22 protein-coding genes and 7 tRNA genes are annotated in these 25601 nt (G+C 71.2%); 13 read left to right on the top strand and 16 right to left on the bottom strand.

All coding sequences use genetic code 11. The features are described from left to right. Window positions 1–64: 64 nt before the first annotated feature. Entirely contained in the window at window positions 65–1075 is a 1011-nt protein-coding gene (locus tag LUM46_RS16360) for an NADP-dependent oxidoreductase (RefSeq protein ID WP_274995263.1), read from the top strand. 84 nt (window positions 1076–1159) lie between these two features. Here LUM46_RS16360 and LUM46_RS16355 read toward each other — a convergent pair. The 3 genes from LUM46_RS16355 to LUM46_RS16345 all read right to left on the bottom strand — a co-directional run bounded on the left by LUM46_RS16355 (window position 1160) and on the right by LUM46_RS16345 (window position 1405). Further along, window positions 1160–1234 (bottom strand) — tRNA-Val (locus LUM46_RS16355). A gap of 1 nt (window position 1235) precedes the next feature. Further along, window positions 1236–1306: transfer RNA gene (locus LUM46_RS16350), tRNA-Cys, on the bottom strand. Between the two features lie 27 nt (window positions 1307–1333). Then, window positions 1334–1405: transfer RNA gene (locus tag LUM46_RS16345), tRNA-Gly, on the bottom strand. 143 nt (window positions 1406–1548) lie between these two features. Here LUM46_RS16345 and LUM46_RS16340 point away from each other — a divergent pair. Together LUM46_RS16340 and LUM46_RS16335 are read left to right on the top strand one after the other, a co-directional pair. Further along, the gene (locus LUM46_RS16340) at window positions 1549–1947 is read left to right on the top strand and encodes a PPOX class F420-dependent oxidoreductase (RefSeq protein WP_274995261.1); all 399 of its coding nucleotides are present in this window, start codon (window positions 1549–1551) and stop codon (window positions 1945–1947) included. A 27-nt stretch (window positions 1948–1974) separates the two neighbouring features. Continuing rightward, complete coding sequence (locus LUM46_RS16335) at window positions 1975–2778, top strand: hypothetical protein (protein WP_274995259.1); 804 nt, start codon at window positions 1975–1977, stop codon at window positions 2776–2778. A 56-nt stretch (window positions 2779–2834) separates the two neighbouring features. Here the strand turns inward: LUM46_RS16335 and LUM46_RS16330 are convergent, their stop codons facing one another. Then, complete coding sequence (locus LUM46_RS16330) at window positions 2835–3254, bottom strand: DUF6234 family protein (protein WP_274995258.1); 420 nt, start codon at window positions 3252–3254, stop codon at window positions 2835–2837. A gap of 125 nt (window positions 3255–3379) precedes the next feature. Here LUM46_RS16330 and LUM46_RS16325 point away from each other — a divergent pair, with 125 nt between their 5' ends. Continuing rightward, window positions 3380–4291, top strand: a complete 912-nt coding sequence (locus LUM46_RS16325; protein WP_274995257.1) for a DUF2797 domain-containing protein — start codon at window positions 3380–3382, stop codon at window positions 4289–4291. Window positions 4292–4359: 68 nt separating this feature from the next. On the opposite strand, the gene LUM46_RS16320 is transcribed toward LUM46_RS16325, so the two are convergent. From LUM46_RS16320 to LUM46_RS16310, 3 genes are all read right to left on the bottom strand, one after another. Then, a tRNA-Val gene (locus tag LUM46_RS16320) sits at window positions 4360–4434 on the bottom strand. Window positions 4435–4447: 13 nt separating this feature from the next. Beyond that, window positions 4448–4518, bottom strand: a tRNA-Cys gene (locus LUM46_RS16315). A gap of 65 nt (window positions 4519–4583) precedes the next feature. Then, window positions 4584–4655: transfer RNA gene (locus tag LUM46_RS16310), tRNA-Gly, on the bottom strand. A gap of 174 nt (window positions 4656–4829) precedes the next feature. On the opposite strand from LUM46_RS16310, the gene LUM46_RS16305 reads away from it, so the two are divergent. Then, on the top strand, window positions 4830–5963 hold the full coding sequence (locus tag LUM46_RS16305; protein WP_274995256.1) for a chorismate-binding protein: 1134 nt from the start codon (window positions 4830–4832) through the stop codon (window positions 5961–5963). Window positions 5964–6000: 37 nt separating this feature from the next. On the opposite strand, the gene LUM46_RS16300 is transcribed toward LUM46_RS16305, so the two are convergent. From LUM46_RS16300 to LUM46_RS16280, 5 genes are all read right to left on the bottom strand, one after another. Beyond that, complete coding sequence (locus LUM46_RS16300; RefSeq protein WP_274995254.1) at window positions 6001–7314, bottom strand: alginate lyase family protein; 1314 nt, start codon at window positions 7312–7314, stop codon at window positions 6001–6003. Window positions 7315–7380: 66 nt separating this feature from the next. Continuing rightward, on the bottom strand, window positions 7381–10938 hold the full coding sequence (locus LUM46_RS16295; protein WP_274995252.1) for a discoidin domain-containing protein: 3558 nt from the start codon (window positions 10936–10938) through the stop codon (window positions 7381–7383). A gap of 139 nt (window positions 10939–11077) precedes the next feature. Next, complete coding sequence (locus LUM46_RS16290; RefSeq protein WP_274995250.1) at window positions 11078–12766, bottom strand: glycoside hydrolase family 43 protein; 1689 nt, start codon at window positions 12764–12766, stop codon at window positions 11078–11080. Further along, window positions 12763–14964, bottom strand: coding sequence for a glycoside hydrolase family 36 protein (locus tag LUM46_RS16285; RefSeq protein WP_274995247.1), 2202 nt, complete (start codon window positions 14962–14964; stop codon window positions 12763–12765). Before LUM46_RS16285 ends, LUM46_RS16290 begins: the two co-directional genes overlap by 4 nt. Then, entirely contained in the window at window positions 14961–15917 is a 957-nt protein-coding gene (locus LUM46_RS16280) for a family 43 glycosylhydrolase (protein WP_274995246.1), read from the bottom strand. Before LUM46_RS16280 ends, LUM46_RS16285 begins: the two co-directional genes overlap by 4 nt. 51 nt (window positions 15918–15968) lie before the next feature. Between LUM46_RS16280 and LUM46_RS16275 the strand changes: the two genes are divergently transcribed. Beyond that, window positions 15969–16988 (top strand): LacI family DNA-binding transcriptional regulator, encoded by a 1020-nt coding sequence (locus LUM46_RS16275; protein WP_274995245.1) that lies wholly within the window; start codon window positions 15969–15971, stop codon window positions 16986–16988. Window positions 16989–16996: 8 nt separating this feature from the next. On the opposite strand, the gene LUM46_RS16270 is transcribed toward LUM46_RS16275, so the two are convergent. Genes LUM46_RS16270 through LUM46_RS16260 form a run of 3 tightly spaced genes read right to left on the bottom strand, consistent with a single transcriptional unit; the run spans window position 16997 to window position 20308 of the window. Next, window positions 16997–17941, bottom strand: coding sequence for a carbohydrate ABC transporter permease (locus LUM46_RS16270; protein ID WP_274995242.1), 945 nt, complete (start codon window positions 17939–17941; stop codon window positions 16997–16999). Beyond that, complete coding sequence (locus LUM46_RS16265) at window positions 17938–18942, bottom strand: carbohydrate ABC transporter permease (protein WP_274995240.1); 1005 nt, start codon at window positions 18940–18942, stop codon at window positions 17938–17940. The genes LUM46_RS16270 and LUM46_RS16265 overlap by 4 nt, the downstream gene beginning before the upstream one ends. 28 nt (window positions 18943–18970) lie before the next feature. Beyond that, on the bottom strand, window positions 18971–20308 hold the full coding sequence (locus LUM46_RS16260; RefSeq protein ID WP_274995239.1) for an ABC transporter substrate-binding protein: 1338 nt from the start codon (window positions 20306–20308) through the stop codon (window positions 18971–18973). 182 nt (window positions 20309–20490) lie between these two features. Here LUM46_RS16260 and LUM46_RS16255 point away from each other — a divergent pair, with 182 nt between their 5' ends. The 7 genes from LUM46_RS16255 to LUM46_RS16225 all read left to right on the top strand — a co-directional run bounded on the left by LUM46_RS16255 (window position 20491) and on the right by LUM46_RS16225 (window position 24549). Continuing rightward, complete coding sequence (locus tag LUM46_RS16255) at window positions 20491–21450, top strand: hydroxyacid dehydrogenase (protein WP_274995237.1); 960 nt, start codon at window positions 20491–20493, stop codon at window positions 21448–21450. A gap of 56 nt (window positions 21451–21506) precedes the next feature. Beyond that, a complete protein-coding gene (locus LUM46_RS16250; RefSeq protein WP_274995462.1) occupies window positions 21507–22097 on the top strand; it encodes a dihydrofolate reductase family protein in 591 nt (196 codons plus the stop codon). A gap of 13 nt (window positions 22098–22110) precedes the next feature. Then, window positions 22111–22959 (top strand): aminotransferase class IV, encoded by an 849-nt coding sequence (locus LUM46_RS16245; protein ID WP_274995235.1) that lies wholly within the window; start codon window positions 22111–22113, stop codon window positions 22957–22959. Window positions 22960–23063: 104 nt separating this feature from the next. Next, window positions 23064–23135 (top strand) — tRNA-Val (locus LUM46_RS16240). Window positions 23136–23342: 207 nt separating this feature from the next. Beyond that, the gene (locus LUM46_RS16235) at window positions 23343–23873 is read left to right on the top strand and encodes a TetR/AcrR family transcriptional regulator (protein ID WP_274995234.1); all 531 of its coding nucleotides are present in this window, start codon (window positions 23343–23345) and stop codon (window positions 23871–23873) included. Further along, window positions 23870–24229, top strand: coding sequence for a DMT family transporter (locus LUM46_RS16230; protein ID WP_477742926.1), 360 nt, complete (start codon window positions 23870–23872; stop codon window positions 24227–24229). Before LUM46_RS16235 ends, LUM46_RS16230 begins: the two co-directional genes overlap by 4 nt. Next, window positions 24229–24549, top strand: a complete 321-nt coding sequence (locus tag LUM46_RS16225; protein ID WP_274995232.1) for a DMT family transporter — start codon at window positions 24229–24231, stop codon at window positions 24547–24549. The genes LUM46_RS16230 and LUM46_RS16225 overlap by 1 nt, the downstream gene beginning before the upstream one ends. A gap of 5 nt (window positions 24550–24554) precedes the next feature. On the opposite strand, the gene LUM46_RS16220 is transcribed toward LUM46_RS16225, so the two are convergent. Next, entirely contained in the window at window positions 24555–25448 is an 894-nt protein-coding gene (locus LUM46_RS16220) for an alpha/beta fold hydrolase (protein ID WP_274995231.1), read from the bottom strand. Window positions 25449–25601 lie beyond the last annotated feature (153 nt).

Raw genomic sequence — 25601 nt, 5'->3', positions numbered from 1 at the left:
TCTGTCCAGTATATATTGGAAGAGTCATTACAGAAACAGTGGGTCCGCCCGAGGGAGCACATCGATGTCCGAGTTCATGAGCACACAGATCCAGCTCGCCTCCCGCCCGAGCGGATGGCCCGCCCACGAGAACTTCCGCACCGCGACCGTCGCCTACGGCGACCTTCGGCCCGGCCAGGTGCGCGTGCGCAACGCGTTCGTCTCGGTCGACCCGTACATGCGCGGCCGGATGAACGACGTGCGCAGCTACGTCGCCCCCTTCGCGCTCGGCGAGACCATCTCGGGCGGAGCGATCGGCCACGTGGTCGAGTCCGCCGCCGACGAGGTCCCCGTCGGGGCGATCGTGCTGCACCAGCACGGCTGGTCCGACACCGTGCAGGACGACGCCTCGACCTTCCGCGTCGTCCCCGACGTGCCGGGCGTGCCGCTGTCGCTGCGCCTGCACGTGCTCGGCATGACCGGGCTGACCGCGTACGTCGGGCTCACCGCGATCGCCGGGATGCGGGAGGGCGACACCGTCTTCATCTCCGGAGCGGCCGGCGCCGTCGGCACCGCCGCCGGCCAGATCGCCAAGCTCCTGGGAGCCGAGCGCGTCATCGGATCGGCTGGTTCACCCGAGAAGGTCGCGCTGCTGACCGAGAAGTACGGCTACGACGCCGCCTTCAACTACAAGGACGGCGACGTGCGCGCCCAGCTGGCCGAGGCCGCACCCGACGGGATCGACGTGTTCTTCGACAACGTCGGCGGCGACCACCTCGAAGCAGCCATCGACGCGTTCAACGACGGCGGACGCGCCGCGCTCTGCGGCGCCATCGCCAGCTACAACACGACCGAGAAGACCCCCGGACCCGACAACATGGGCAACATCATCACGCGCGGGCTCACCCTGCAAGGGTTCACCCTCGGCTCCTACCTCCACCTCGCCCCCGAGTTCCAGGAGCAGATGACGGCCTGGTTCGCGGCGGGCAAGATCGCCTACGACGAGACGGTCGTCGACGGCATCGAGAACACCGTCGACGCGTTCCTCGACATGATGCGCGGCGCCAACACCGGCAAGATGCTCGTCCGCGTCTGAGACCGGCGGCCCGGGCGCCGGGCGGGCAGGCGTGCAAAAGGGCCCTCTGGCCAGCGTTTCCGCTGGCCAGAGGGCCCTTTTTGCTGGTGGGCGATACTGGGATCGAACCAGTGACCTCTTCCGTGTCAGGGAAGCGCGCTACCGCTGCGCCAATCGCCCGAGGTGGGTACGGGATTCGAACCCGTGTGTACGGCTTTGCAGGCCGCTGCCTCGCCTCTCGGCCAACCCACCGTGCTCCCCACCAAAAAAGCGGGTTCGAGCGGATGACGGGACTTGAACCCGCGACCCTCACCTTGGCAAGGTGATGCTCTACCACTGAGCTACATCCGCGTTGCCACCAGCTCGGACCCCTTCGGGCCCCTGTGGTGACGCTCCGGAAGAGTAGTTCACAAACGGTGTGCCGGTCCAATCGAAATGAGCGTGTCACCTGCGACGCGTCCCCTGGAGACCGGCCCGCGGCTATGTTCGGCGGTATGAGTGCGACCGACGTCATCCCCGCCCACCTGATCCCGCTCCTGGAGGCGCCGAACTACGCGTTCCTCGGCACCATCCGCCCGGACGACACGGTCCAGGTCAACCCGATGTGGTTCGACTTCGACGGCGAGACGCTGCGCTTCACGCACACCACGAAGCGCGCCAAGTACCGCAACCTGCAGCACAACCCGTCGATGAGCCTCGCGATCATCAACGACGACAACGTGCTGAGCTACGTCGAGGTCCGCGGGAAGCTGATCGAGGTGATCCCGGACCCGACCGGCGCGTTCTACGTCCACCTCGCCGAGCGGTACGGCGCCCCCGACCAGCCCCCGCCGCCGGACAGCGCCGACCGCGTCATCCTGGTGATGAGCATCGAGCACTACACGACGCAGTAGCCGGGCACTCCATGGCAGCCTGACCCCGTGACCACACCCCACGACCGGCCGCGTCCGACGGTCGCGGCGCTCGCCGCCGCGTTCCTCGTCGCGGTCGCGTCGACCGCGTGTGCCGCCGCCGAAGGCCCCGCCACGGGCGCATCCCCGTCGGCCCGGACCGCCACCCCGTCCGAGCCCGCGCCGCCCCGTGCCGACGTGACCCCGGAGGCACCAGCACCCGAGGCCGAACCGACGCCCGAACCGACGCCCGACCTGCGCCCGACCGAAGCACCGGCCCGCTCGGTGGCGGCGGGCACCGTGGCGGAGGGTGCGCCCGCCGCGGCGGAAGGGCGGGGCAGCGCCGAGGTCACCTTCGAGCGGGACGGCGAGTTCGCTGTCGTCGTCCACCTCGACTGCTCGGCCTGCTCGGGGGCGACCGTCCTCACGGGTCCCGACCGTGGCACACCGTTCGGCGCGGCCGACGGCGCCCTGGCCGGCGACTACCTCATGGACGTGTTCAAGGGTGGTGACCCCGAGCAGGCCGTCTGGCTTGCCGCCGAAGGACCGTGGAGCCTGCGGTTCGAGTCGTGGAACGATCTGGCTCCCGTGACCGGCGAGCAGTCCGGCGACGGCTCGAAGGTGCTGGCGTTCGGCGACACAGCGACACGCCTCGACGTGGAGTTCGCCCCGGCAGGGCCCGACGACTCGTTCGCCGGCCGCTACTTCAGCGTCTCGGGCAGCCCTCGGGTGTTCGGGGACAGCGTGGCGTTCACCGACTCCTACGACGTCTCGCTGCCCGGGGTGCTCGCCATCACGACGAACGGATCATGGACCGTGACGCCCGGGTCGTAACCTCCCCCGCTCCGACAGCAGACGCCCCTAGCCGCCCGTAGCCGACAGTTGAGCTCTTAGCCGCCTGGGCAGCCGTCGGAGCCGCTGTAGCACGGCTCGTAGCCAGGACCGTAAGACTGCTCGACCGGCGGTGGGTCGATCAATGAGCGGAAGTCGATCGAGGGCACGGCGAACAGGAGTACGGCGGCGATCGCGACGAAGGCTGTGATCGCATGGCCGAGGAAGAGCCAGCGGGCGCGACGTCGGAACGCCGCGACAAGCATCACGAGCAGCGCCGCCGCCGTCACCGGTGCCCAGGCACGGTACGCCGAGATGGTGTCGGGATGAGGCCCCTCACTGACGGGGACGATGAACCCGGTGGCTTCGATGTGGTTGACGAAAAGGACGAAGACACCGAGCCACACCGCGAGTCCACAGAGGATCTCGATTGCGAGCAACCACCCGTGGGCCGTCTCGTGACTGCGTGGACCTGGCATGGCGCGGGACCTCCGGTGGGCATCCTGTCCCTGGGAGAGTATGGAGCGACCCGGGATGCGTCGAGGAAACACCGACGGAAGACCGCGCGACACGTACCGAGCCCTGCGACGCTAGGAGGCGACTCATGATCGATGCCTCCGCACCCGCCTGGCGGCCCACCGGGCTTGTCTGGACCGAGGCCGGCGCCAGGCTGGAGTGGCTCTCGCCGACCGGTGACGTACGCGCCAGCGCGGTCGAACCCGGGGCACGCCTGTCGCTCAGGGTCGGGTCGGACCGGCGCTGTACCGGGCTGCGGTGGGACGGCCGCCGAGTGCCCTGCACCGCGGCCGCACCGATCGACGCGGGTGCGAAGTCCGGGCAGTGCGTCTCCTGCGCAGCGATCGCTCGCACCCGGTCGGTCGCGACCGACACCGCCCTGGACGATCCCCGCGAGTTCACCGTCTATCTCGCCCATCACGGCAGCATCATCAAGACCGGGATCACGGCGACCGAACGCGGGCAAGCCCGGCTGCTGGAACAGGGCGCGCTGTCCTCGATGGTCCTGTCGGCCGGGTCCCTGTTGTCCGCCAGGCGGTGCGAAGCACTGCTCACCACCGCGCTCGGTATACCCCAGCAGGTCCGCACCGCCCGAAAGCGCGGCGCCCGGCTGGCGCCCGGAACAGCTCTGACCCGCGCAGCAGAGCTCGTCGCGGTCGCGGAACACGCCGCGGGTCTGGACTGGCCGTCCGGTCAGACCCGCACCACTACCGACCCCGTGGATCACACCCCGACCTACGGGTTGCCCCACGGCGGAATTGCCCCTGACCAGCAGATCGACCCCCTGCATGCCGAAGCCACGATCAACGGTGAGGTCGTGTGTCGGATCGGACGCGACCTGTACCTCGCCACGTCGGCCGGGCTCATGCTGCTGGACACCGGTCTGCTCCAGGGCTGGGCCCTGAGCCGAGCCCACGACGACGAACCCTTCACCGCGGGAGCAACCCTCGTCACCAAGCCCAGAGCGACCACGGAGACCCAGCATGACGTCCTCTTTTGAGCCGCGGGCCCCAGACATACAAAAGACCCCCTGGCCAGCGTTTCCGCTGGTGAGGGGGCCTGCCGTGCTGGTGGGCGATACTGGGATCGAACCAGTGACCTCTTCCGTGTCAGGGAAGCGCGCTACCGCTGCGCCAATCGCCCGTGCTGCAATGCGAGGTGGGTACGGGATTCGAACCCGTGTATACGGCTTTGCAGGCCGCTGCCTCGCCACTCGGCCAACCCACCGCTGGGTCAAACCTACAACCTTGGGTGCTCTCATCAGCCGAAGATCTACGAGAGCGGCGTTTCCGAGCGGATGACGGGACTTGAACCCGCGACCCTCACCTTGGCAAGGTGATGCTCTACCACTGAGCTACATCCGCGAAGCCGGGCATCCTGGGGTTTCCCCCGGTGTTCCGGCGCGTTCTGAACATTAATCGAACAGAGGGCGAACCGTCCAATCGCGCGCGCCGCCGTACGGTTGTCCCGTGTCCCGCAGCTCGGCTCATCCGCCCGCAAACCGCACGATTCCACCGGTTCCGTCCCGGCGGGGTTCCGTGACTCCCCCGCCCGACGTGACCGGGAACACCGGCTGGGCACGCTTCGCCGGACGCGTCGCGACGGACGCCGTCGAATGCATAGACGTCCTGGCCGAGCCCGAACGGCTCGCGACCGGCACGTGGTTCGTCGTCGCCGACTTCGAGGCAGGCTCCGGGACCCGCGCCGGCGGCCGTGCCCGTGCGTGGCGGTTCGCCCAGGTGCAGGACGCCGGTACACACGACGCCGGAGCGCCCTCCCCCACCGCCTGGACCGGCCCGCCCTCCGACGCCTGGACCTCGTCCATGGACCAGGCCGGCTACGAGGCCGCCGTCGGCCGGGTCCGCGAGCACGTGCGCGACGGCGACGTCTACCAGGCGAACATCTGCCGCGTGCTGTCCGCGCCGCTCGCCGCCGGGCCTACCGGCACCGAGCCCGACGCCCGGGCGCTCGCCGCCCGGCTCGCGGCCGGGAACCCTGCTCCGCACGCCGCTGCCGTCCACGTCCCTGCTGCCAGCGGGCTGGACCCGGTGTGGGTGGTGAGCGCCTCCCCCGAGCTCTACCTGGCCGTGCGGGAGGAGCCGGGGACGGGCACCGTCGTCGAGTCCGGCCCGATCAAGGGCACGGCGCGCACGCCCGACGGGCTCACCGAGAAGGACCGCGCCGAGAACGTGATGATCACGGACCTCGTGCGCAATGACCTGCAGATCGTCTGCCGCCCGGGCACCGTCGAGGTCACCGGACTGCTGGCGGTCGAGGAGCATCCCGGCCTGGTGCACCTCGTCTCTCGCGTGCGCGGCACCCTGTCCGACGACGTCGTCCGCTCCGGCGAGCTGTGGCGCCGTCTGCTGGCCGGCACGTTCCCGCCGGGGTCGGTCTCGGGTGCCCCGAAGTCGAGCGCGCTGCGGATCATCGGTGAGCTGGAGCCCGTGCCCCGCGGCCCGTACTGCGGCGCGGTGGGGTGGGTGGCCGACGGCGAGGCGTCGCTCGCCGTCGGCATCCGCACGTTCTGGTGGGCCGACCACGGAACCGGCGGGGTGCTCCGGTTCGGCACCGGCGCCGGCATCACCTGGGGCTCCGACCCGACGGCGGAGTGGCACGAGACCGAGCTGAAGGCGGAGCGGCTGGTCGCGCTGGCGTCGGAGCCCCGGTGACGGACTGCTGCGGGCTGGTGACGGGAGTGCCGACCGGTCAGTACATGAGTGTGCCGAACCCGAGCTGGTCGAACCCGCCCGACCCCGTGCCGTAGTCGCCGCCACCGCCCTCAGGACGGATCGACTCGGCGATCTGCCGCACCCAGCGCGCCTCCAGACCCTTCCTCCCCGAGTAGTGCGCCAGGATCATCGCCCACACCGGCCGCGCCTGCCCGCGGGACGCCGCACTGATCTGGGTGTGGGTCTGCCACCCGACGTGCGGGGCGGTCGTGTTCGGACCGGACTGCCAGGTGTAGTCGGCAAACGGCACGGCGTTGCCCAGGTTGTACTTGGCGACGTACTGCGCGCCCTTGAGGAACCGGTTGCTGTCGTAGCCGTAGCAGTCGATTCCCTGGTTCCAGGCCATCTCGCAGAACGCGGCCATGAGGCCGACGCCCATGATCGTGTGCGCCTGGTCGCGGCCCGACTCCTGCCACTGCCCGAGGCCGCCGTCCTCGGCGTGCAGGAACGGCACCGCGTTCCTGATCGAGCCGTTCCCCGCGCCGTCCTCGAAGTAGTCGACGGCGCGCCCGACCAGGTCCGCGCGGTCGGCGAAGATCCCGATAGCGAGGATCGACGCCATGTTGCACAGGTCCCAGTTGGCCCAGTAGTTCGTGATCACCGCGTCGTTGTGGTTGGTCAGGAAGTGCTCGTTCATCGGGTGGAAGATGCCGAGCAGCATGTTCCGGAACCGCCCGAGGTCGAAGTCCGACCGGTCACGGACGAGCTCGGCGGCGTTGGCGAACTGGTACCCGTAGATGCCGGAGGCCAGGAACCGGTCGGCGTTACCGCCGAGCGACCGCAGGGTGCCGGACCAGGCGTTGAGGATGCGCACCGCGGCGGCCCCGTGCGCCTCGTCGCCCGACACGCGCCACCGCAGGGCGTTCTGGTAGGCGGCGTGGATGTCGAGGTACATCTGGGCGTAGTTCTGGCCGTCGCCGCCGCGGATCACGTCCGCGAGCGGGCGCGGCTGCCACGTCGCGGACGAGCGGCCGTTCGCGACGAGGCGGTCCCACCCGCCCTTCCACGGCTGGGTGCCGGCCGCTACCCGGCGGGCGGCGGCGTCGAGCTGGGCCGCCGTGTGCTGCATGCCGGGGTGGGCGTAGGCGAGGGCGGACGCGCGCCGCGCCGCGCCGCCCGCCGCACCGCCGAGCGGGGCACCGTGCGGGTTCGCCGGGGCAGCTGCCGCCGCCTGTGCGGCCAGGGCGCTGCCGGAGATCCCGGCCAGGAGGGCCAGGGACGATCCGGCGAGGAAGGCCCGGCGCGAGGCGCCGTCCCGGCCGGTGTTCGGGTGCTCTTCACGTGAAGTCATCGCAGCTTCCGTTCTGTCGTCATCGACACGGGCATGGAGAGCGGACATCAAAGAGACGGCCAGGCTTCAGGCCGCTTCGAGCGCGGCCACGGCCGCGGCGAGCTCGTCGGTGGCGGTGTCCACCTCCTCCTGGTCGGGGTCGGCGCCGTCGGCCCGGAGGGCGATCCCCGCCTCGCGCGCGGCGGCGAGGCGCTCCCAGGACGCGGTGGTCCAGTCGCTCGCGGCCAGCTCCGCGGTCTCCGCCAGGTACAGGTCGAGCCCTGTGCGGTCCACGGTGCTGGTGACGAGCGCGACCTCGGCCAGATTGGTGTTGCCCGAGGAGGCCAGCACCCGGATCGCTGCCGTCTCGACCGGCTCGGGCAGGTCGATCTGGTTCCAGCCCGCCGTCGCGCCACCGATCGTGGCGAAGGTTTGCCAGGTCTGCCCGCCGTCGTCGGATCGCTGGAGTTGGACGCCGTCGGCGCGGCTCACGTGGGTGGAACGGGGCAGGTACCGCACGGCCTCGACGTGGAAGGTGGTGTCGTCGTCGGGAACGACCTGGACCCAGCCGTTGGCCTGCTTCGTATCGGTGAAGGTGCCCGGGTCACCGTCGAACATCGCCCAGCCGTTGGCCGCGGCGTCCCGGCTGCCGTCCCACGACGGCGTGCTCGCGGTGACCCACGCGTGCGCGACGTCGGCGAGCTCGGGTGCCGGCCGTTCCAGCAGGTCCCAGGCGGCAAGGACGCGCTGTGCGAGCGCCTTCGTGTCCGCCCCCTCCTCAGCGGAGGCGGTGCGGACCGCCTCGATCTCCCTCGTGAACAGCACTACTGACCCCCGCGACCAGCCCGACAGGTCCGCCGCCTGCGCCTCGGCGAGCAGCAGGTCCAGGTCCGCCTCGATCCGTTCGCCGTCGATCCGGAAGTCCGCGAGGGTCCAGATGACGACAGGCGAGGCGGGATCGGTCGGCGCGCCGGGCTCGTCGATCTGGAGCTTGAGGTATCGGAACACGCTGTCCCGCTCCGCCGCGCGCACCGCCACCTGCTCGATCTCGGTGTCGTCGCCCACGTTGGGGTGCTCGGTCAGCAGCGTCCAGTCCTCGCCGTCGGACGACCCGTAGACGTTCGTGCCCTCGGCCCGGTTGGGGAACGTGTCCCGGGCGAGGAACCCGAAGCCGTCGGCCCGGACGCGGTAGCCCGGCCCGAGGTCGAGCACGACGCTCGGCACCCGCAGGTCTCCCCAGGTGGTCTGGCTGTCCCCGTCCGTGAGGGCCAGGAGGGTCGTCGGCGTGATCCGTTCCGAGGAGACGATGCGGGAGAAGTCGAGCGTGCCGTCAGGTAGGCGCGGGTCGAGCAGCTCCAGGTCGGCGACGGCGAGCCGCAGACGCTCCAGCAGGGCACCGAACTCCGCCGCGCCCGAGCCGTCCACGCCGTCCAGCGCGGCCGCCCGCGCGTCGGCGAACGACCGCCAGCTGGCGGTCGTGTACGCCTCCGGCGCCTCCAGCCCGGCCTGGAGCGCGTCCACCGCGGCGGTACGGTCCGGTGCGACGGTGAGGGACACGGGCAACGCGGTGTCGGCCCGGTCGTCCGAGGCGACGACGACGAGGTCCTCGACGTCACGCCTGCCGTCCGGCGTCCACGTGAACGTGCCGTCGGCCGAGACCGTCGCCCCGCGCGGCGCGTCCTGGAGCGCCAGCGTGAAGTCGCCGTCGGGGTCGGTCACCCCGAGGTCCCGCGCATAGGGCTCGCCGGCCACCGCCACGGCGTCCAGGGAGGCGCCGTCACTGAACGTCGGCGGGGCGAGGGTCCCGTTGGCGTCGGCGAGCACGCTCTCGACGTCCACGTGGGTCCTGCCGCCGGTCGCACCGAGCACCACCAGGTTGGCTCCGGCTGACGGCACCTTCGCCGTGGCGACGTCGAACCAGACGTGCCGCCACCGTCCACCGGTGTCCGGGAGCTGGACGGTGGTGAACGGCTCGCCGTACGAGGTCCGGGAGACCTCGAGGGTCGCGGTGGCGTGGGTGCGGACCCGCACCCCGACCAGCGCGGTGCGGCTGCGGTCGGCGTAGACGACGCGGCGCACGGCGACCTGGGCGTCGTCCTTCCTGGCGTCGAGCCGGACGAAGCGCTCGCCTGCGTCGTCGGTCAGCTGCCTGGCGCCCTTGCCGAGGGTGTGGCCGAACTTCTCCAGGGGCAGCTCGGGCCCGTCGCCGACGGCGGGGACGGTGACGTCCTGGTCGGCGAGCTCCGGCGGGAACGCCACCCAGTACTCGGCGCCGGTGTAGTCCGAGCCGCTCTCGTTCCAGAAGTTCGAGACCCCGGTGCCGTAGCGGTACAGGGGCCCGTCGCCGTGCCGGTACATCTCGGCCACGAACGGCGCCTCCGCCTCGACGTCCACGCCCGCGACGTACTCGTACTGGTAGTAGAGCTCGTTGAGCGGCTCGCGCAGGCGTCCGCGGTAGGCCTCGGCGAGCTTGCCCGCTCCCCCGGACGTGTCGATGTAGGGCGGTTCCTCGCCCATCATGAAGGCCGCGAAGACGTCGCCGCCTTCGAGGATGCGGTTGTCCAGGAACGCGTACGGGCTGACGGCGTCCGACGCGGTCGAGACGGTGCCGGCGGCGGGGTCGACCCGCGTGCCCTGGTTGTGCACGATGCGGGCCAGGGCGGCCAGGAGGTCGACGTCGCCCTCGGCGTGCGCCTGGTCGCGGCCCATCTCCAGGTGCTGGACGAAGCTCTTGCCGTAGGGGTTGCGCGGGTCGTCCACCTCGATCTCGCGGAAGACGGCGGCCAGCGAACCGTTGACGTCCCCGCCGTTGATCGTGTGCTCGCTCTTGTAGCCGGCGTTCACGGTGAACCATTCGACGCGCTCGGCGTAGAGGTCGGCGTCGTCGAGGAAGATCGCCGCGGCCACCATGCCGATCACGCCGTACAGGTGCTGGTTCCACAGCCGGTTCTCGGAGAACAGGAACGTGTCGAGCACCGGGCGGACGAGGTTGCCCTCGATCCGCTGCTGGTCGCGCTCCGTCCAGCGCAGGTCGTACCCGTCGAGCTCGTCGTTCACCGGCTCGGTCGAGCGGATGATCTCGGCGGCGACCAGGGTCTGGTAGAGGGGGACGCCGGTGTGGATGTGGGCGTCGGGAAAGTACTTGTACCGGGCGGGGTCGAGGCTGCTCCAGGTGCGGATCACGTGCAGCGCGTTCGCCCGGTACAGCTCCTCGCCGGTGACCAGGTACATCAGTGCCTGCGTCATGGCGCCGAGGCTGTCGGTGTGCTGCCGTCCGCGCATGCTCGCCGTGTCGTACGCCGTGCTGGTCGGCTGCTCGTCGGTCGGGCCCTGGATCGACGCCTTGAAGGTGGCGGACGCGTACCTGGTCTGCGTCATGGCGTCGTAGTAGCTCGCCCACGGCTCCACGCCGGCGAGCACCTGGGTCCGCATGTTCTCGAGGTTGTCCGCGGTCAGGCCGACGCCGGGATGCGCGAACCCGGCGTCGCTCACGGTCTCGTGGATCTTGACGAGCGGGTCGGCCGGCAGCTCGGCCGTCCCGGCGTCAGCCGCGGCGGACGCCGGGACGAACCCGGCCACCACCAGGGCCACCGTGCTGATCAGTGCGGCCGCACTCGAACGCAGCCTGGACGTGCGTTGCCTCATCGGATTCCCTCCAGGGCCGCAGCACTGCGGCCGCACGCGACCGTGGTCGCGCGGTAGTCACCTCGTCGTGAGCGGGATATCGTTATCCCGGGAATACGTTATCCCGACGTACCGGACAACACAAGAGTCAGTCGGGGACTCAGTCGCCCGGCATCGTGCTTCTGTACCGAAGGGTCCAGTCGGAGAAGTCGGCGGTGAAGGCGCCGTCGACGAGGTCGACCGCGCTGATCCCCACGAAGGCGCCCGTGAATCGCAGGCGCGGGCCGAAGTCGTCGGAGAGCTCGCTGAAGTCCACGTCCGGGCCGATCTGCGCCCACGGCCCGCCGTCGCTCGCCGACCACAGCCGGGCCGTGACGTCGTCGATCTGCGCGCGCAGGCGGACCGGGCCGTCGACGAGGGCCACGGTATCCAGCACCCGGGCGCCGTCCGGGTGGCCGTGGGTCAGGACCAGCACGCGGCGGCCCTGGTTCCCCGCCCACTGCTGGCCGGCCTGGGGCTCGCCCTCGGGCTCCGTCCACGTGACGTGAAGCTGGTAGTACGACGTCGTGCTGTACCAGAGCACCAGCCCCGCCGACTGGGTGAACGTGGTGGGCTCGGCGTCGACGGTCACCTCCACCTCGGCGTGGTGCTCGGTCAGGCGCTGAGCCAGGAGCGACTGCTGCCACAGCGACTCGGCGGACTGCCGGCCGCGCAGCCGCAGCACGCCAGGCTGGTCGGGGACGGGCTGCACCCAGTCCCCTGCGGGCTCCCGCAGCGTCGACCAGGGCCAGGCTGGAGCGATCTCGAGACCACCGCGCTGTTCGACGCCGCCCAGCTCGGTCACGTCCGGGACCTCGACCTCCGTGGCCGGGTGCCAGCCGCCCTGGGCCAGCCGGGGCCAGCCGTCGACCCAGACCACGCGCTGCACCGCCGTCTCGCGGCCGAGCGTGCTGCGCGGCCCGGACGGCGTCTCCAGGGGCCGGGACGCCAGGTGCGTCAGGTACCACTCGCCCGACGGCGTCCGGACCAGCTCGCCGTGCCCGGCCTTCTGCAGCGGGACCGCCGGGTCGTCGCGGGACGTGAGCAGCGGGACGTCGTCGACCTCGTAGGGCCCGGTCAGCGACCGGCTCCGTGCGACGAGCACCCCGTGCTCGACGCCGGTGCCTCCCTCGGCCAGCAGCAGGTAGAACCAGCCGTCCTTGACGGTGATCTTGGGCCCCTCGACCAGGTTGTCGCGCTGCAGCAGCAGGCTGGTCGGGCCCACGGCGCGCACCCGAGCCGTGTCGGGCACGCCGCCGCCCGTCAGCGGTACCTCCAGCTCGGTGAGCACGATGCCGTCGAACCGTCGTCCGCCGACCCGCGAGTCGTTCTGCAGGTTGAGCAGGTAGTGCCGGCCGTCGTGGTGCAGCAGCGACGGGTCGAACCCGTGGCCGGGCAGGCGCACGGGCTCCGACCACGGGCCGCCGACGTCGGGTGCCGTGCAGAGGTAGGTCTCCAGGTCGAAGTGCCGGGTGCCGAGCGAGCGGACGATCGAGTACACGACCCAGAACACGCCGTCCGCGTGGCTGAGGGCGGGCGCCCAGATCCCGCCCGAGTCGGGCACCCCGAGAAGGGACCGGCCGGGAACCGCGGTGCCGACCGACCCGGCCGGCTCCCAGTCCGCGAGGTCCCGCGAGCGGTACAGCGGGATGGTCGGGAACCACTCGAACGAGCTGGTCGCGAGGTAGTACCAGTCCCCCACCCGGATCGCCGACGGGTCCGGGGCGAAGCCGCGCACCACCGGGTTGACCGCCCTGCGCACCGGGCCCTTCGGAGGGCCGACCGGACGGCCGCTCACGAGGCCGCTCACGAGGTCACCCGGACCCGCAGCAGCCGCGCCGAGGTCAGGGCCGGGAGCTTGAGCTCCAGCGCCCCGCCGTCGTCGACCACGGCGACGGACTCGCCGCCCCAGCGCGGGTACAGCACCTCCACGACCTCGTCCGTGACCCGGCCGGGCAGCGGCACCCGCAGGGTGTCGGGGGCGCCGTCGTCCGTGTCGCCCCGGCGCCAGACCGCGAGGTAGAGATGGTCGCCGTCGCGCGCGCCCTGGACGATCCAGGGGTCGCGCCAGCCGGGCAGGCCGAGCGGCCACACGGGGACCGAGCGCCCGACGGCGGACCGCAGGTCCCGGTACACCGCGAGCGCCTCCCGGACGACCGCCCGCTGGTCGGTGTCAAGGGTGTCGACGCGGCCGGTCAGGTGTACCCGGGCCAGGAGCGCCGTGACGAGGGAGAAGGCGAGCTGTTCGCGGTCCATGGTGCCGTCGACGCAGGCCCAGATCCCGGTCTGCTCGGGCGGGAGAGCGAGGGGGGCGGCCGCGGCGACGGGCGGGGTGGCGAGGTAGTCCTGCTGGTCGGTGACGGACTGGACGGGGAAGACGCGGCCGGTGGCCGCGTCGGTGCGCGACCCGCCGGCCGCGCAGGCCTCGATGACGAGGCCGGGGTGGCGGTCCATGACGGCGCCTGCCCAGTCGAGGAAGGCGCGGCCGTGCTCGAGCAGGCCGGTGCCTGGTGCCTCGCCGGTGCCTGCGTCGGTGCCGGGGCCGATGTCGACGTTGTGGTCGAGCTTGAGGTAGGCGAGGCCGAACGTGGTCACGAGCCGGTCGACCACCGTGTCGAGGTGCGCGCGTGCGGCGGGGTGGCGCAGGTCGAGCTGGTACCTGCCCCACTCGGCGACGCGGTGGCCGTGGCGCTGGAAGAACGCCGCGTCGGGGAGCGTGCGGGCGACGGGGCTGCGCACGCCGACCACCTCGGGTTCGAGCCAGAGGCCCGGGCGCATGCCGTGGGCACGGATGCGGTCGATGAGGCCGCCCAGGCCGCCGTCGGGGAACCGGGTGGTCGAGGGTTCCCACTGGCCCACGGAGTCCCACCAGCCGCCGTGCTCGTCGTCGTACCAGCCGGCGTCGATCACGTAGTACTCGGCGCCGAGGTCGGCGGCCGCCTCGATCAGAGGGAGCTCGCGCTCGGTGGTCGGGTCGGACATGAGGGTGTTCAGGAAGTCGTTGTAGACGACGGGCAGCGTGTCGTGGTCGGGGTGGGGCCGCCGGGTGCGGCGGCGGTGCGCGGTGAGCGCCGCGGCGACGGCGTCCAGGGTCGCCGCGGGTCCGGCGGCGGCACCGGGGACGATCGCGAGACTCACCGGGGCGCTGCTGAACCCGGTGCCGGCGTCGAGGCGGCCGGCCCACTGGTGCTCGTGCGCGGTCGGTCCCATGGCGGCGAGGTAGACGTCGCCGTACCGGTCGCCGAGCTCGGTGTGCCAGGCGCCGCTGGTCTCGACCTGCCAGGCGAGCAGCCGGCCGGTGCGGGTGTCCTCGACCAGGCCCATGGGCAGGTGCTCGGACGTGGACCAGGCACCGGTCGAGGTGAGGCTGATCCGGTTCTTCGACCCGACCTGGCCGAACCGCACCATGCCGACGTCGTACAGGCCGCGCTCGGCGAGCGTGGACCGGTGCCAGCGGAACTCGCCGCTCCAGGGGTTGGCCGCCTCCCACACGGCGAGCTCCGTCTCCCAGCGGGCGGCGTGCCCGAGCCCGGAGACGACGCCGGTGGTGACGTGGTCGAGCACGAGCTCGTGGTCGGCCGACAGCTCCGCCCAGGTCCGCAGCACGGGGACCGTGTCGGCGAGCTCGTAGTGCACGGTGGCACGCAGGCCGGACTCGGCGTCGGCGAGGTGCAGCAGGAGGCGGCGGACGGGGGCGGCCTTCCCGGCGGTGCCCTCCTCCGCGGTCTCGTCCAGCCCGACGAGCCGCATCCGCTGGGCCGCCGCGCCGTCGACGTGTCGTTTGCCCGACGTCCCGGAGCGGCCGTCGCCGAGCACCGTCACCTCCAGCACCGGGAGCGCCGAGCGGCGCAGACCTGCCAGGTCCGGCCGCTCCTCCGCCACGTGCCACAGCGCCACCAGCCGTGGCGCGGTGTGCGGGCCGTGGGCTATCGCCACGCGGAGGACGTCGTTGCCCCACTCGATCCGCAGCTCGGTGCTGTCCTCGAGCCCGGGAAGGGTGACGGTCATGCGATCACCCCCGTCCGGGGATCGATGGTCCAGGTGTCGCGCCACTCGAGCCGTGCGACGCCGTCGGCGATCCGCAGGGGGAGCCAGACGGGCGCGGAGTGGAACAGGTCGTCCCGGTCCCACCGGTCGCCGACGTACACGTGGCTCGTGGTCTCGGAGCCGTGCACGGTCACGACCGTCGAGGTCTGGGAGTCGCACGTGGCCGAGCCCGGGGGCGCGAAGTCGGCCCAGTCGCTCCACGGACCGGCGGGCGACGGCGCCGTCGCCACCTTGTTGTCGTTCGTGGACCAGCCCGACAGGTCGGAGCCGAACAGGTAGTAGAGGTCGTCCGCCTTGACGAGCGCCGGCGACTCGTACCCGTGCGGACCCGCCGGGTGGTCGCTGGGCGGTGTGAGCGTGGTCGCGACGATCTCCTCGACCGCCAGGTAGTCCGCGGACAGCCGGTAGACGTGCAGGCCGTGCTCCCGGTCCTCGGACAGCAGGTACCCGGTGCCGTCGTCGTCCGCGAACACGCCGATGTCCCGGCTGATGTTGCCGAGCGGGCGCTCGCTGCGCAGGTAGGTGTATGGGCCCTCGGGCCGGTCGGCGACCGCCCAGCCCACCCGGGCGTCGGCGTAGTCGCCGGAGTCGACGTGCAGGAACATCACGTACGTCCCGGCCGGGTTGCGCAGCACCTTGGGTCGTTCGATCACCCGGCCCGGGGCGAGGTCGGGGACGTCGGGCGAGACGGGCAGGGCGTGCCCGTGCGCGGTCCAGGTCGCGAGGTCGGGTGACGAGTAGCAGGCCACTCCCCCGAAGGTCCCGCCGTTCGTCTTGTCCTCGCCCCAGGCGTAGAACAGGTCGCCGAACCTCTGGATGCCGACGCCGTGCAGCTGGGCGACGGCACCCTGGTCGTCGGTGAAGAGCCGTCCTGGTGCGATGACGCCACGGGGGGCGCGCGGGTGGGTGGGCACTCAACTCTCCTCAGATGGGGAAAACGTTATCAGCTGTCGTATGCTCGGCTCATGGCCAGTCCGAAGTCGTACCGAGCCCCTGTCCTCGCCGATGTCGCCAGGGCGGCGGAGGTCTCGGTACCCACCGTCTCCCGGGTCCTGAACGGCTCGAAGTACGTGGCGCCCGAGCTCGCCCAGCGTGTGCACGAGGCGGTGCAGGCCCTCGGGTACCGCCCGAACGGCGCCGCCCGCTCGATGCGCTCGGGCCGGCGCACGCTCGTGTCCGTGCTCGCGGGCGCGACCGCCAACTACGGTTACGCCCGCACGCTGCAGGGGGTGGAGACGGCCGCCCGGCGGGCCGGCATGACCGTGTCGATCACCGTCGTGGAGTCCGGCGACGACGAGCACGTGCGCGCCGCCATCGATCTCACGCTGGCCCAGCCGACGGCGGGCGTGATCGTGCTCGAGTTCGACCGGGCGGGTATCAACGCCGCCAAGGCGCTGCCCGAGGGCCTGCCCGTGGTGGTCGCCGGCGGCGGCTCGCGCCGCACGGGCACGGTCCCGGCGGCGCTGATCGACGAGCGCACCGCGGGTCGCCAGGCGACCGACTACCTGCTCCATCTCGGGCACCGGACGGTCCACCACATCGCCGGCCCGACCGAGGGCAAGCACTCGGGCCGCACCGACGGCTGGCGTGCGGCCCTGGGCGCCGCCGGTGCGCCGGTCCCGCAGATCATGCGGGCCGACTGGGACGCGAGCTCCGGCTACCGCTGGGGCGAGCGGATCGCCGGGATGAACGACGTCACCGCGGTCTTCTGCGCCAACGACGACATCGCGCTGGGCCTCATGCGGGCACTGTCCGACCGCGGCCTCGACGTCCCGGGCGACATCTCCGTGATCGGCTTCGACGACCAGCCGCTCGTCGCCCTGTGGCAGCCGTCCCTGACCACCGTGGACCAGGACTTCGAGGACCTCGGTACCCGCGCGTTCGGCCTGCTCTCGCAGGTGATCGACGGCGACGGCGATGCTGCGTCGTCGGTCACGGCGCCGCAGCTGGTGGTGCGGGAGTCGACCGCCCCGCCGAAGGGCTGACCCGGGCACTACTTGAGGCTCCCGAGCGTGACGCCCGAACGCCAGTAGCGCTGCATCGCGATCATGAGCACCACCATCGGGATGGTCGAGACGAGCGACCCGGTGACCACGAGGCTGGTGAGGTCCACCGTGCTGTCCATCCCTCGCTGCAGCCACGAGTACATGCCGAGCATCACCGGCCACTTGTCGACCCCCTTGAGGAAGACCAGCGGCCACATGAACGTGTTCCACGAGGCCACGAAGTGCAGCAGGAAGATCGTCGCGCCCGCGGTCGACAGCAGGCGCAGCCCCATGGAGAAGAAGATCCGGTACTCCCCCGCGCCGTCGATGCGGGCGGCCTCCATGAGCTCGGACGGCACCGCGCCCTCCGCGTAGACCTTGGCCAGGTAGACGGAGAACGACCCGAACATGCCGGGCAGGATCATCGCCCAGATCGTGTCGTACATGCCCAGCTTCACGAAGAGGATGAAGCTCGGCACGATCATCAGCGAGCCGGGGATCAGGAAGGACGCGATGATCAGGCCCATCGTCAGCCCGCGCCCGCGGTACCGGTACTTGGCGATCCCGTAGCCGGCCGCGAGCGCGACGAACGTCAGCCCGAGCGAGCCGAGCCCCGCGTACACGACGGTGTTCCACAGCCACCGGCCGAAGATCCCGTCCTGGTAGGTGAACAGGGTGCTCAGGTTGTCCCACAGGTTGAGCTGGCTGAACCAGAGCCCGTGGGTGGTGTACAGCTCCCGCTGGTTCTTCGTCGCCGCGACGAGCAGCCACCACAGCGGCCCGACGGCGTACAGCGTCAGGGCGACCAGCACCCCGAGGACCACCCAGCGGGAGGAGCCGCGGGCTTCCGCCACGGAGGAACCCTCGTCGAGCCGGCGGCGACGTCGGCGTCCGGGTCGGGCGACGGGATCGGGGACGACGGCGGCGTCGGGCACGAGTGTCGTGTCGCTCATGGCTCTTCCCTGTTGATGAAGCGGTAGATGATCGCGGAGGCGACACCGACGACGAGGGCGAGGATGACCGACAGAGCCGTGGCGTAGTTGAGGTTGCCCACGTTGAACGCCTGGTCGTAGATCATCATGGCGGGCGTGAAGTCCCGGGTGATGGTCTCGGGCGTGACGGCCCGGAACAGCAGGGGCTGGTCGAAGAGCTGCAGCGTGCCGATGATCGAGAGCAGCGACGTCAGCACCAGCGACCCGCGGACGAAGGGCACCTTGATGGACAGCGCGATCCGCAGCTCGGACGCGCCGTCGAGCCGCGCCGCCTCGAAGATCTCGTGGGGTACCGACTGGAGCGCCCCGTAGAGGATCAGCATCGTGAACCCGAGCGCGCCCCAGATCGCGAGGTTGCCCATCGACACCCAGACCATCGAGCTGGAGAAGAAGTTCACGTCGAGGCCGAACGCCTCGAAGAACGGCGTCAGCGGCCCGACCGTCGGGCTGTACTGGAAGATCCAGACCATCGTCGCGACGATGCCCGGCACCATGTACGGGAGCAGCAGCGCGATCCGGAACCGGGCGGCGGTCCGGCGCCGCGCGGCGTCGAGCAGGAGAGCCAGGGCGAGGCTCAGCACCTGGGTCAGCGGGACGACGACCAGGGCGTACAGGAACACCCTGAGCATCCCCGCCCAGAAGCTGCCGTCGACGAGACCCGCGGCGAAGTTGTCCAGCCCGGCGAAGGACACGGTCTGGCCGCCGAAGCCCAGACCCCCCGCGGACCTCGTGGTGTAGACGCTCTCGCGCAGCGCCATCCCGACCGGCACGAGCACGAACAGCGTGAAGCCGGCCAGGAACGGGAAGGTGAGCGAGGCTCCCTTGACGCTCTGTGCGGTGCGCCAGTTCCAGCGCGGGGTGCGCCCACGAGGGGAGGAGCCGCTCCTGGGCTGCCCGCCGGGCGGCGAGCCGGGTACCGGTTCGCGCACGGCGGCGTGGTTGTCTTGCGTGTTGACGGACATCGACGTCCTCCCCTCGTGGGTCAGCGGCTCACTCGGCGACGGTGTAGGAGATGCCCTTGCTGTCCAGGTCGGACGCGACGAACTCCTGCACAGCGGTCAGCGCTTCCTCGAGCGTGATCTCGCCGGCGACGGCCTTGCCCCACTGGTCCTGCAGCTCCGGGAACCAGGCGTCGTAGTTCGGCCCGAGCTCGAACTTGCCGATCACGTTCTCCTGGGCGGCGATGATCTCCTCGCCCGCGGCCTTGTCGTCCACGAAGAGGCCCTCCGGGACCACCTCGTCGACGTAGTCCGAGGGGTCGGGGATCTGCGTCGGGAAGCTGACGGCGCCGGTCTCGGCGTTGCGGCCCGACTCGATCGCCTCGGGCGTGGTGAGCCAGTTCGAGTAGGCCACGGCGGCCTCGGGGTTCTCGCAGCCCGCGGGGACGAACGAGGGGAGCGTGCGGCCGGGCGTGACGGGCTCCGCCGCGTCCGAGAACTGCGGGATCGGGTGCGCCGACCAGTCGCCCGCCGAGTCGACCAGGCCGGTCTGCAGGCCCGTGAGCGACCACCACTGCGTGGTCGTCGATGCCATCTTGCCGGAGTCGAAGTACTCGTACAGGGCCGGCCGGTCCATGTAGGTCTGGTTGGACACCAGGTCCTCGTCGATGAGCGGCTGGTACACGTCGGCCGCGGCGAGCGTGGCGTCGTCCGTGAAGCTGACCACCCACTGGTCGCCGTCGATCCGGAACCACTCGGCACCCGCCTGCTGGGCCAGGGCCATCAGGCCGCTGGGGTCCTCACCGGCCATGTTGGTGATGTCGACGCCGTGCTTCTTGAGCTCGCGCCCGGTCTCGACGAACTCGTCCCAGGTGGCGGGGACCTCGACGTCGTACGTGTCGAACGTCTTCTGGTTCACGATGAAGAACTGGCCGTCGGAACCGCTCGGCAGGCCGTAGTACCGGCCGTCGACCTGGGCCGCGGCGAGCGAGCCCTCGTTGTAGAGGTCGGCGGAGCCCTCGACCTGCTCGGTGATGTCCTGCGCCCAGCCGTTGACGACCATGGTGGTCAGCGGCGCGAAGCCCTGCACCAGGCAGGGGACGCCGGAGCCTGCCTCCATGGCGTTCTGGAAGTTGGTCTGCGTGGCGGTGTTGCTGGCCTGCAGCACGTACTCCACCGTGACGTCGTCCTGTGCCTCGTTGAACGCCTCGACGATCTGCTTGCCGGTCTCGGCGTTCCACCCCCAGACCTCGATGGTCACCGGGCCCGCGGCCTCGGCGCCACCGCCCGTGGCGGTGGTGGGCGCGTCGGCAGCCGAGCAGGCACTCAGGCCCGTCAGCGCCGTGACGGCCAGCCCGGCGGTCGCCCAGCGGGCGCGTGATCTGATCATGGTTCTCCCCTTTGAGATGTACTCATCCTTGAGCTGCGCTCTGGTCGGCGCAGGAAAACGTTCTCAGATTAGCGGCCTGGTCCCGCGTGTCAAGTGACCGCGCCATTTCCAACCTCGCCGCACGTCGGGCTTCCCTCCGCAATGGGACAACGTTATCCTGCACACCGGACCAGGAGGTAGAGATGGAACCACTCGACGTAGTGCTCACCATGCGCCCGGCGGCGCTCGCGGACCGGCTCCTCGACGACGCGGCCCGCCGTCGGCTCGCGGCAGTGGCGAACGTGTGGCCACAGGTGCTCGAGGACCTCGCCGCACCGGAGGCGGCCACGGCGCTCGAGCGCTGCGACGTGCTCGTCACCGGCTGGGGCGCGGGCTTCCTCACCGACGCCGTGATGGCGGCAGCACCCCGGCTGCGCGCCGTCGTGCACACGGGCGGGAGCGCGACAGGCCTGCTGGGCCCCGCAGCCCGCGAGCGCCGGATGACGCTGACCGACGCCCGCGCCGCCAACGGGCGGCCGGTGGCCGAGCTGTCGCTCGCGCTCATCCTGCTGGCGGGCAAGCAGGCGCTGCCTTCCGCCCGGCTCTACGCCGAGCGGCGCGCGTTCATCGACCGGGAGCAGGCGTTCCCCCAGGCGGGCAACCACGGCCGCCGGGTGGGCCTCGTCGGCGCCTCGTGCATCGGCCGGCAGACCATCGAGCTGCTGCGCCCCTTCGACCTGGTCGTGTCGGTCTCGGACCCCTACCTGACCGACGACGACGCGCACCGGCTCGGCGTGCGCAAGGTCGAGCTCGACGAGCTCATGGCCACGTCCACGGTGGTCTCGGTCCACGCGCCCGACATCCCGGAGACCAGGCAGATGATCGACGCACGCCGCCTCGCCCTCCTGCCCGACGGCGCCACGCTGATCAACACCGCACGCGGGGCCCTGGTGGACACCGACGCGCTCGTCGCCGAGCTCTCCACCGGCCGGATCGACGCCGTCCTCGACGTCACCGAACCCGAGCCGCTGCCGGCTGACCACCCCCTGTGGAGCCTGCCGAACGTGCTGCTCACACCGCACGTCGCGGGGTCCATGGGCAACGAGCTGAGCCGGCTCGGCGACAGCGCGGTGGCGGAGATCGAGGCCCTGGCCCGGCGGTAGCGCGCGGCCGTGGGGTCGTCCGATGAGTTCTCGTGGCCTCCGTCGTCGGACACGACATGGGAATCGTGAAAGCAGACATGGCAGTCTCGCTCGACGGCTACTCCGCCGGGCACGACCAGTCGTTGGAGCACCCGTTCGGACCGCTCGCGGGCGAGCGCCTGCACACCTGGATGTTCGAGCACGGGGACGCGCACAAGACCGAGGTGGACGCCATCGTGGGCGCCGGCGCGTACATCATGGGCCGCAACATGTTCTCCCCCGGCCGCGGCGAGTGGGACCTGGACTGGACGGGCTGGTGGGGCGACAACCCGCCCTACCACGGCCCCGTCTTCGTCCTCACCCACCACGCACGCGACCCGATCCCGATGGAGGGCGGTACCACCTTCCACTTCGTCACCGGCGGCATCGAGAGCGCCCTGGAGCAGGCCCGGGCCGCCGCCGGGGACCGCGACATCTCCATCACCGGCGGGGCCACGACGCTCAACGAGTACCTCGCCGCCGGCCACGTCGACGAGCTGCGGCTGCACGTCGTACCGTTCACCCTCGGCTCCGGCACCCGCGTGTTCGACGGCGTACCGCCCATCGAGTTCTCCTCCACCTCCGTGCGGCACACGCCCGAGGTCACGCACGTGACCCTGCGCCGGTGACAGACTGGGCGCCATGACGGTCATCTGGGCAGAGGGGCGCATGGTCGCGCCCGACGAGGCCGCGCTCAGCGCGGTGGACCACGGCATCACTGTCGGCGACGGCGTCTTCGAGACCTGCGCGGTGCTCGACGGCCACGCGTTCGCCCTCACGCGACATCTCGCGCGCCTCGAGCGCTCGGCGGCAGGCATGGGCATGGCGCCCCTCGACCTGCGCAAGGTGCGCGACGGCGTCGACGCCGTCCTCTCCGCGGCACCCGACGCCGGGCGCCTGCGCATCACCGTGACCGACGGCGTCGGGCCGCTCGGCTCCGGGCGCTCCGACGGGCCGCAGACAGTGGTCGTGGCGGCGACATCCGCCGTCGTCGTGCCGACCGGGCGGGCCGCACGCTCCCCCTGGACCCGCAACGAGAACAGCGCCGTCGCGGGCCTGAAGACGACGTCCTACGCCGAGAACGTCGTGGCGCTCGCGGACGCGATCAGCAAGGGTGCCGACGAGTCGGTGTTCGCAAACACGCAGGGTGACCTGTGCGAGGGCACGGGCTCCAACGTCTTCCTGGAGCTCGACGCCGAGCTGGTCACTCCCCCGCTCAGCGTGGGCTGCCTGGCCGGCATCACCCGCGAGCTGCTGCTGGAGTGGGGCGCCGAGGCAGGGCTGCCCGTGCGCGAGGCCAAGGACGGCGAGCTCCCGTTCTCGGTGCTCGACCGGGTGGCCGCGGGCGAGGCGCGGATGCTCCTGACCGGGTCCGTGCGGAACGTGCAGCCGACGGTCTGGCTGGACGGCGTCGACCTGCAGATCGGCGAGCTGTCGGCCGCCGCGCGCGACCTGTTCGAGCGGAACATGCGGGAGCGGATCGATCCCTGACGCGGTCGGGGCCTCGAACTGGGGCCGAGCCGGCGATTGGATTTCGCATCCACGCTGGAAGCACGCTAATATCGTCCACGCACGCCCTAGCGGGTGAGCAGCACGGGCGATTGGCGCAGGGGTAGCGCGCTTCGTTCACACCGAAGAGGTCACTGGTTCGATCCCAGTATCGCCCACCGTGAGATAAGGCCCTCCGACCAGCGGAAACGCTGAGCCGGAGGGCCTTTCGCGTATCCCCTCCAGGGCGCCGAACCGCAAGCTGCACGTCCAGGTGAGGGCTCATTGACGTGTTTCCATCGACTCGACGCCCGAGTCCAGCGTCACGTTGCGGTTCGGCCTTGCGCGCTTGTATCCACCAACCTTCCGGTTGGTAAAGTTGTCCCATGAGTTCGAAGACTCTGATCCTCGACGGTGCCTTGGCCATGCTCCAGGACGGCTCCACGGTCTCCCTGGAGTCGGCGGCGCGAAAGGCAGGGCTGACCAAGCCGGGCGTCATGTACCACTTCCCCACCAAGGAAGCCCTGATGGTCGCCCTGCTCGACCGGGTGGTCGACGGCTGGGAACGGGACCTGGCCGCGCGCCTGCCCGGACCGGTCGAGACCGTCGCGCCCGGCGTCCGGACCCGTGCCTACCTGGGCTGGGCCCTGGACTGCGAGGTCGACCAGAGCGACCTCATCGTGTTCGCCGACCCGCGGCTGCGCGAGCAGCTCACCACCCGCTGGGTCGAGCGGATGCGCCCCTGGCTCGAGGTGCCGGACGACCTGCCGCCGGACGTGCGGGCGCGGCTCGTCGCCGTCCGCCTCATCGCCGACGGCATCTGGTTCGCCGAAGCGCTCTGCGCGTTCCCGCCCGAGGGCGAGTCGCGCGACCACGTGCGCGATCTCGCCCTGGACCTCCTGGAAGGCATCGAATGAACCTGAAACCATGGCTGCTGCTCGCCGGAGCGATCGGCAGCGAAGTCACCGGCTCCCTCTCGCTCAAGGCCGCGATCGACCAGCCCGCCTGGTACGGCCTGGTCGTCGTCGGCTTCCTGGCCGCCTTCGTCTTCCTGGCCCTGGTGCTGCGGGAAGGCATGGCACTCGGCGTCGCGTACGGCATCTGGGGTGCCCTCGGGGTGGCGCTCACGGCGGTCTTCGGGGCGGTCCTCTACGGCGAACCGCTGACGGCCCTCATGGGCGTCGGCATCGCGCTGATCATGGGCGGCGTCGTCACGATCGAGCTCGGGTCCCAGCGAGCTGCCGCCCGCGAACGACAGGAGGCGAACGCCTGATGGCCTGGGTGTTCTTGGCGGTCGCCATCGTCACGGAGGTGTCGGCGGCGCTGTCGCTGAAGGCCGCGCTGGAAGGCCGCAGACGCTGGTACGTCGTCGTCGTGGCCGGATACCTGACGGCGTTCACCGCCCTCACCCTGGTCCTCGACCTCGGGATGGGCATCGGCATGGCCTACGGGATCTGGGCCGCCTCCGGCGTCGCGCTCACCGCGATCGCGAGCAAGTATCTCTTCGAGGAGCCTTTCACGAAGGTCATGGCCGCAGGAATCGTCATGATCGCGGCCGGGGTCCTCCTGGTCGAGCTCGGCGCCCGCCACTGATCGAGTCAGCCGCGAGACGGCCCGACGGCGACGTCCCGGACGAACGCCGCCATCACTGCCGCGCACTCCGGCCAGTGGGTCTCCAGCAGCATGTGGCCGGCGTCGTACACGTGCATCTCCAGCTGGTCGAGCGTCCGGGCGTAGCCCATGATCTCGTCCAGGTCGTAGTACGTGTCGTGGCGGCCCCAGAGCACCAGGCAGGGCGGCTGGTGGGTCCGGTGGTAGTCGGCCAGCTCGTCGAAGCGGGCGACGTGGCTCGCGTAGTCGCGGAACAGCCGGAACTGGGCGTCGAGGTTGCCCGGCCGCGACATCCGCGACCAGTCCAGGTGCCACGACTCGGGCGGCTGGAGCGCGCGCACCCGGTCGGGCAGCCCGCTCGTGTACTCGTCGCGGACCCCCTCGACGTTGAGCCACTCGGGCAGCCGCGCCCGGTTCGCCTCCGTCGGCTCGGACCAGTACGCCCGGGCACTGTCCCACTGGCTGCCCAGACCGTCGTCGTGCGCGTTGCCGTTCTGCACGATCAGCCCGAGGATGCGCTCAGGGTGCCGGGTGGCGAGGTAGTAGCCCACCGGGGCGCCGAAGTCGTGCAGGTAGACGAAGAACTTCTCGACCCCGACCTGCGCCAGGAACGCCTCCACGGTGTCGGCCAGGCTCGCGAACGTGTACTCGTACTCGTCGACGCCGGGCGAGGCCGAGAACCCGAAGCCCGGCAGGTCAGGAGCCACCACGCGGGCCACCTCGGCCAGCGGCGACATCACGTGCCGAAAAAGGTGCGAGGAGCTCGGGAACCCGTGCAGGAGCAGTACGCAGGGCCGGTCCGGCGCACCCGCCTCCCGGTAGAAGATCTCGAGCCCGTCGACGTCGATGCTGCGGTGGCGCGGCTTGCTGGTCGCCTGCATGGGGACCATCTCCTCGGCTGGTCGGTGTCGCTGGTCGGAGTCCGCTGCTCCACTCCGTTCGACGGTAACCGGAGGCTCGTTGACTCACGAGATCGCGCCCGACTAGTGACATAGTCAGGATTCCTCACTAATATCCGTTTTGCTGACAGTCCA

Source organism: Promicromonospora iranensis, from assembly GCF_028994805.1.
GTDB classification, from domain to species: Bacteria; Actinomycetota; Actinomycetes; order Actinomycetales; family Cellulomonadaceae; genus Promicromonospora; species Promicromonospora iranensis.
Note: the sequence above shows the minus strand (reverse complement) of the source record. Positions and strands in the feature narration are given on the sequence as shown.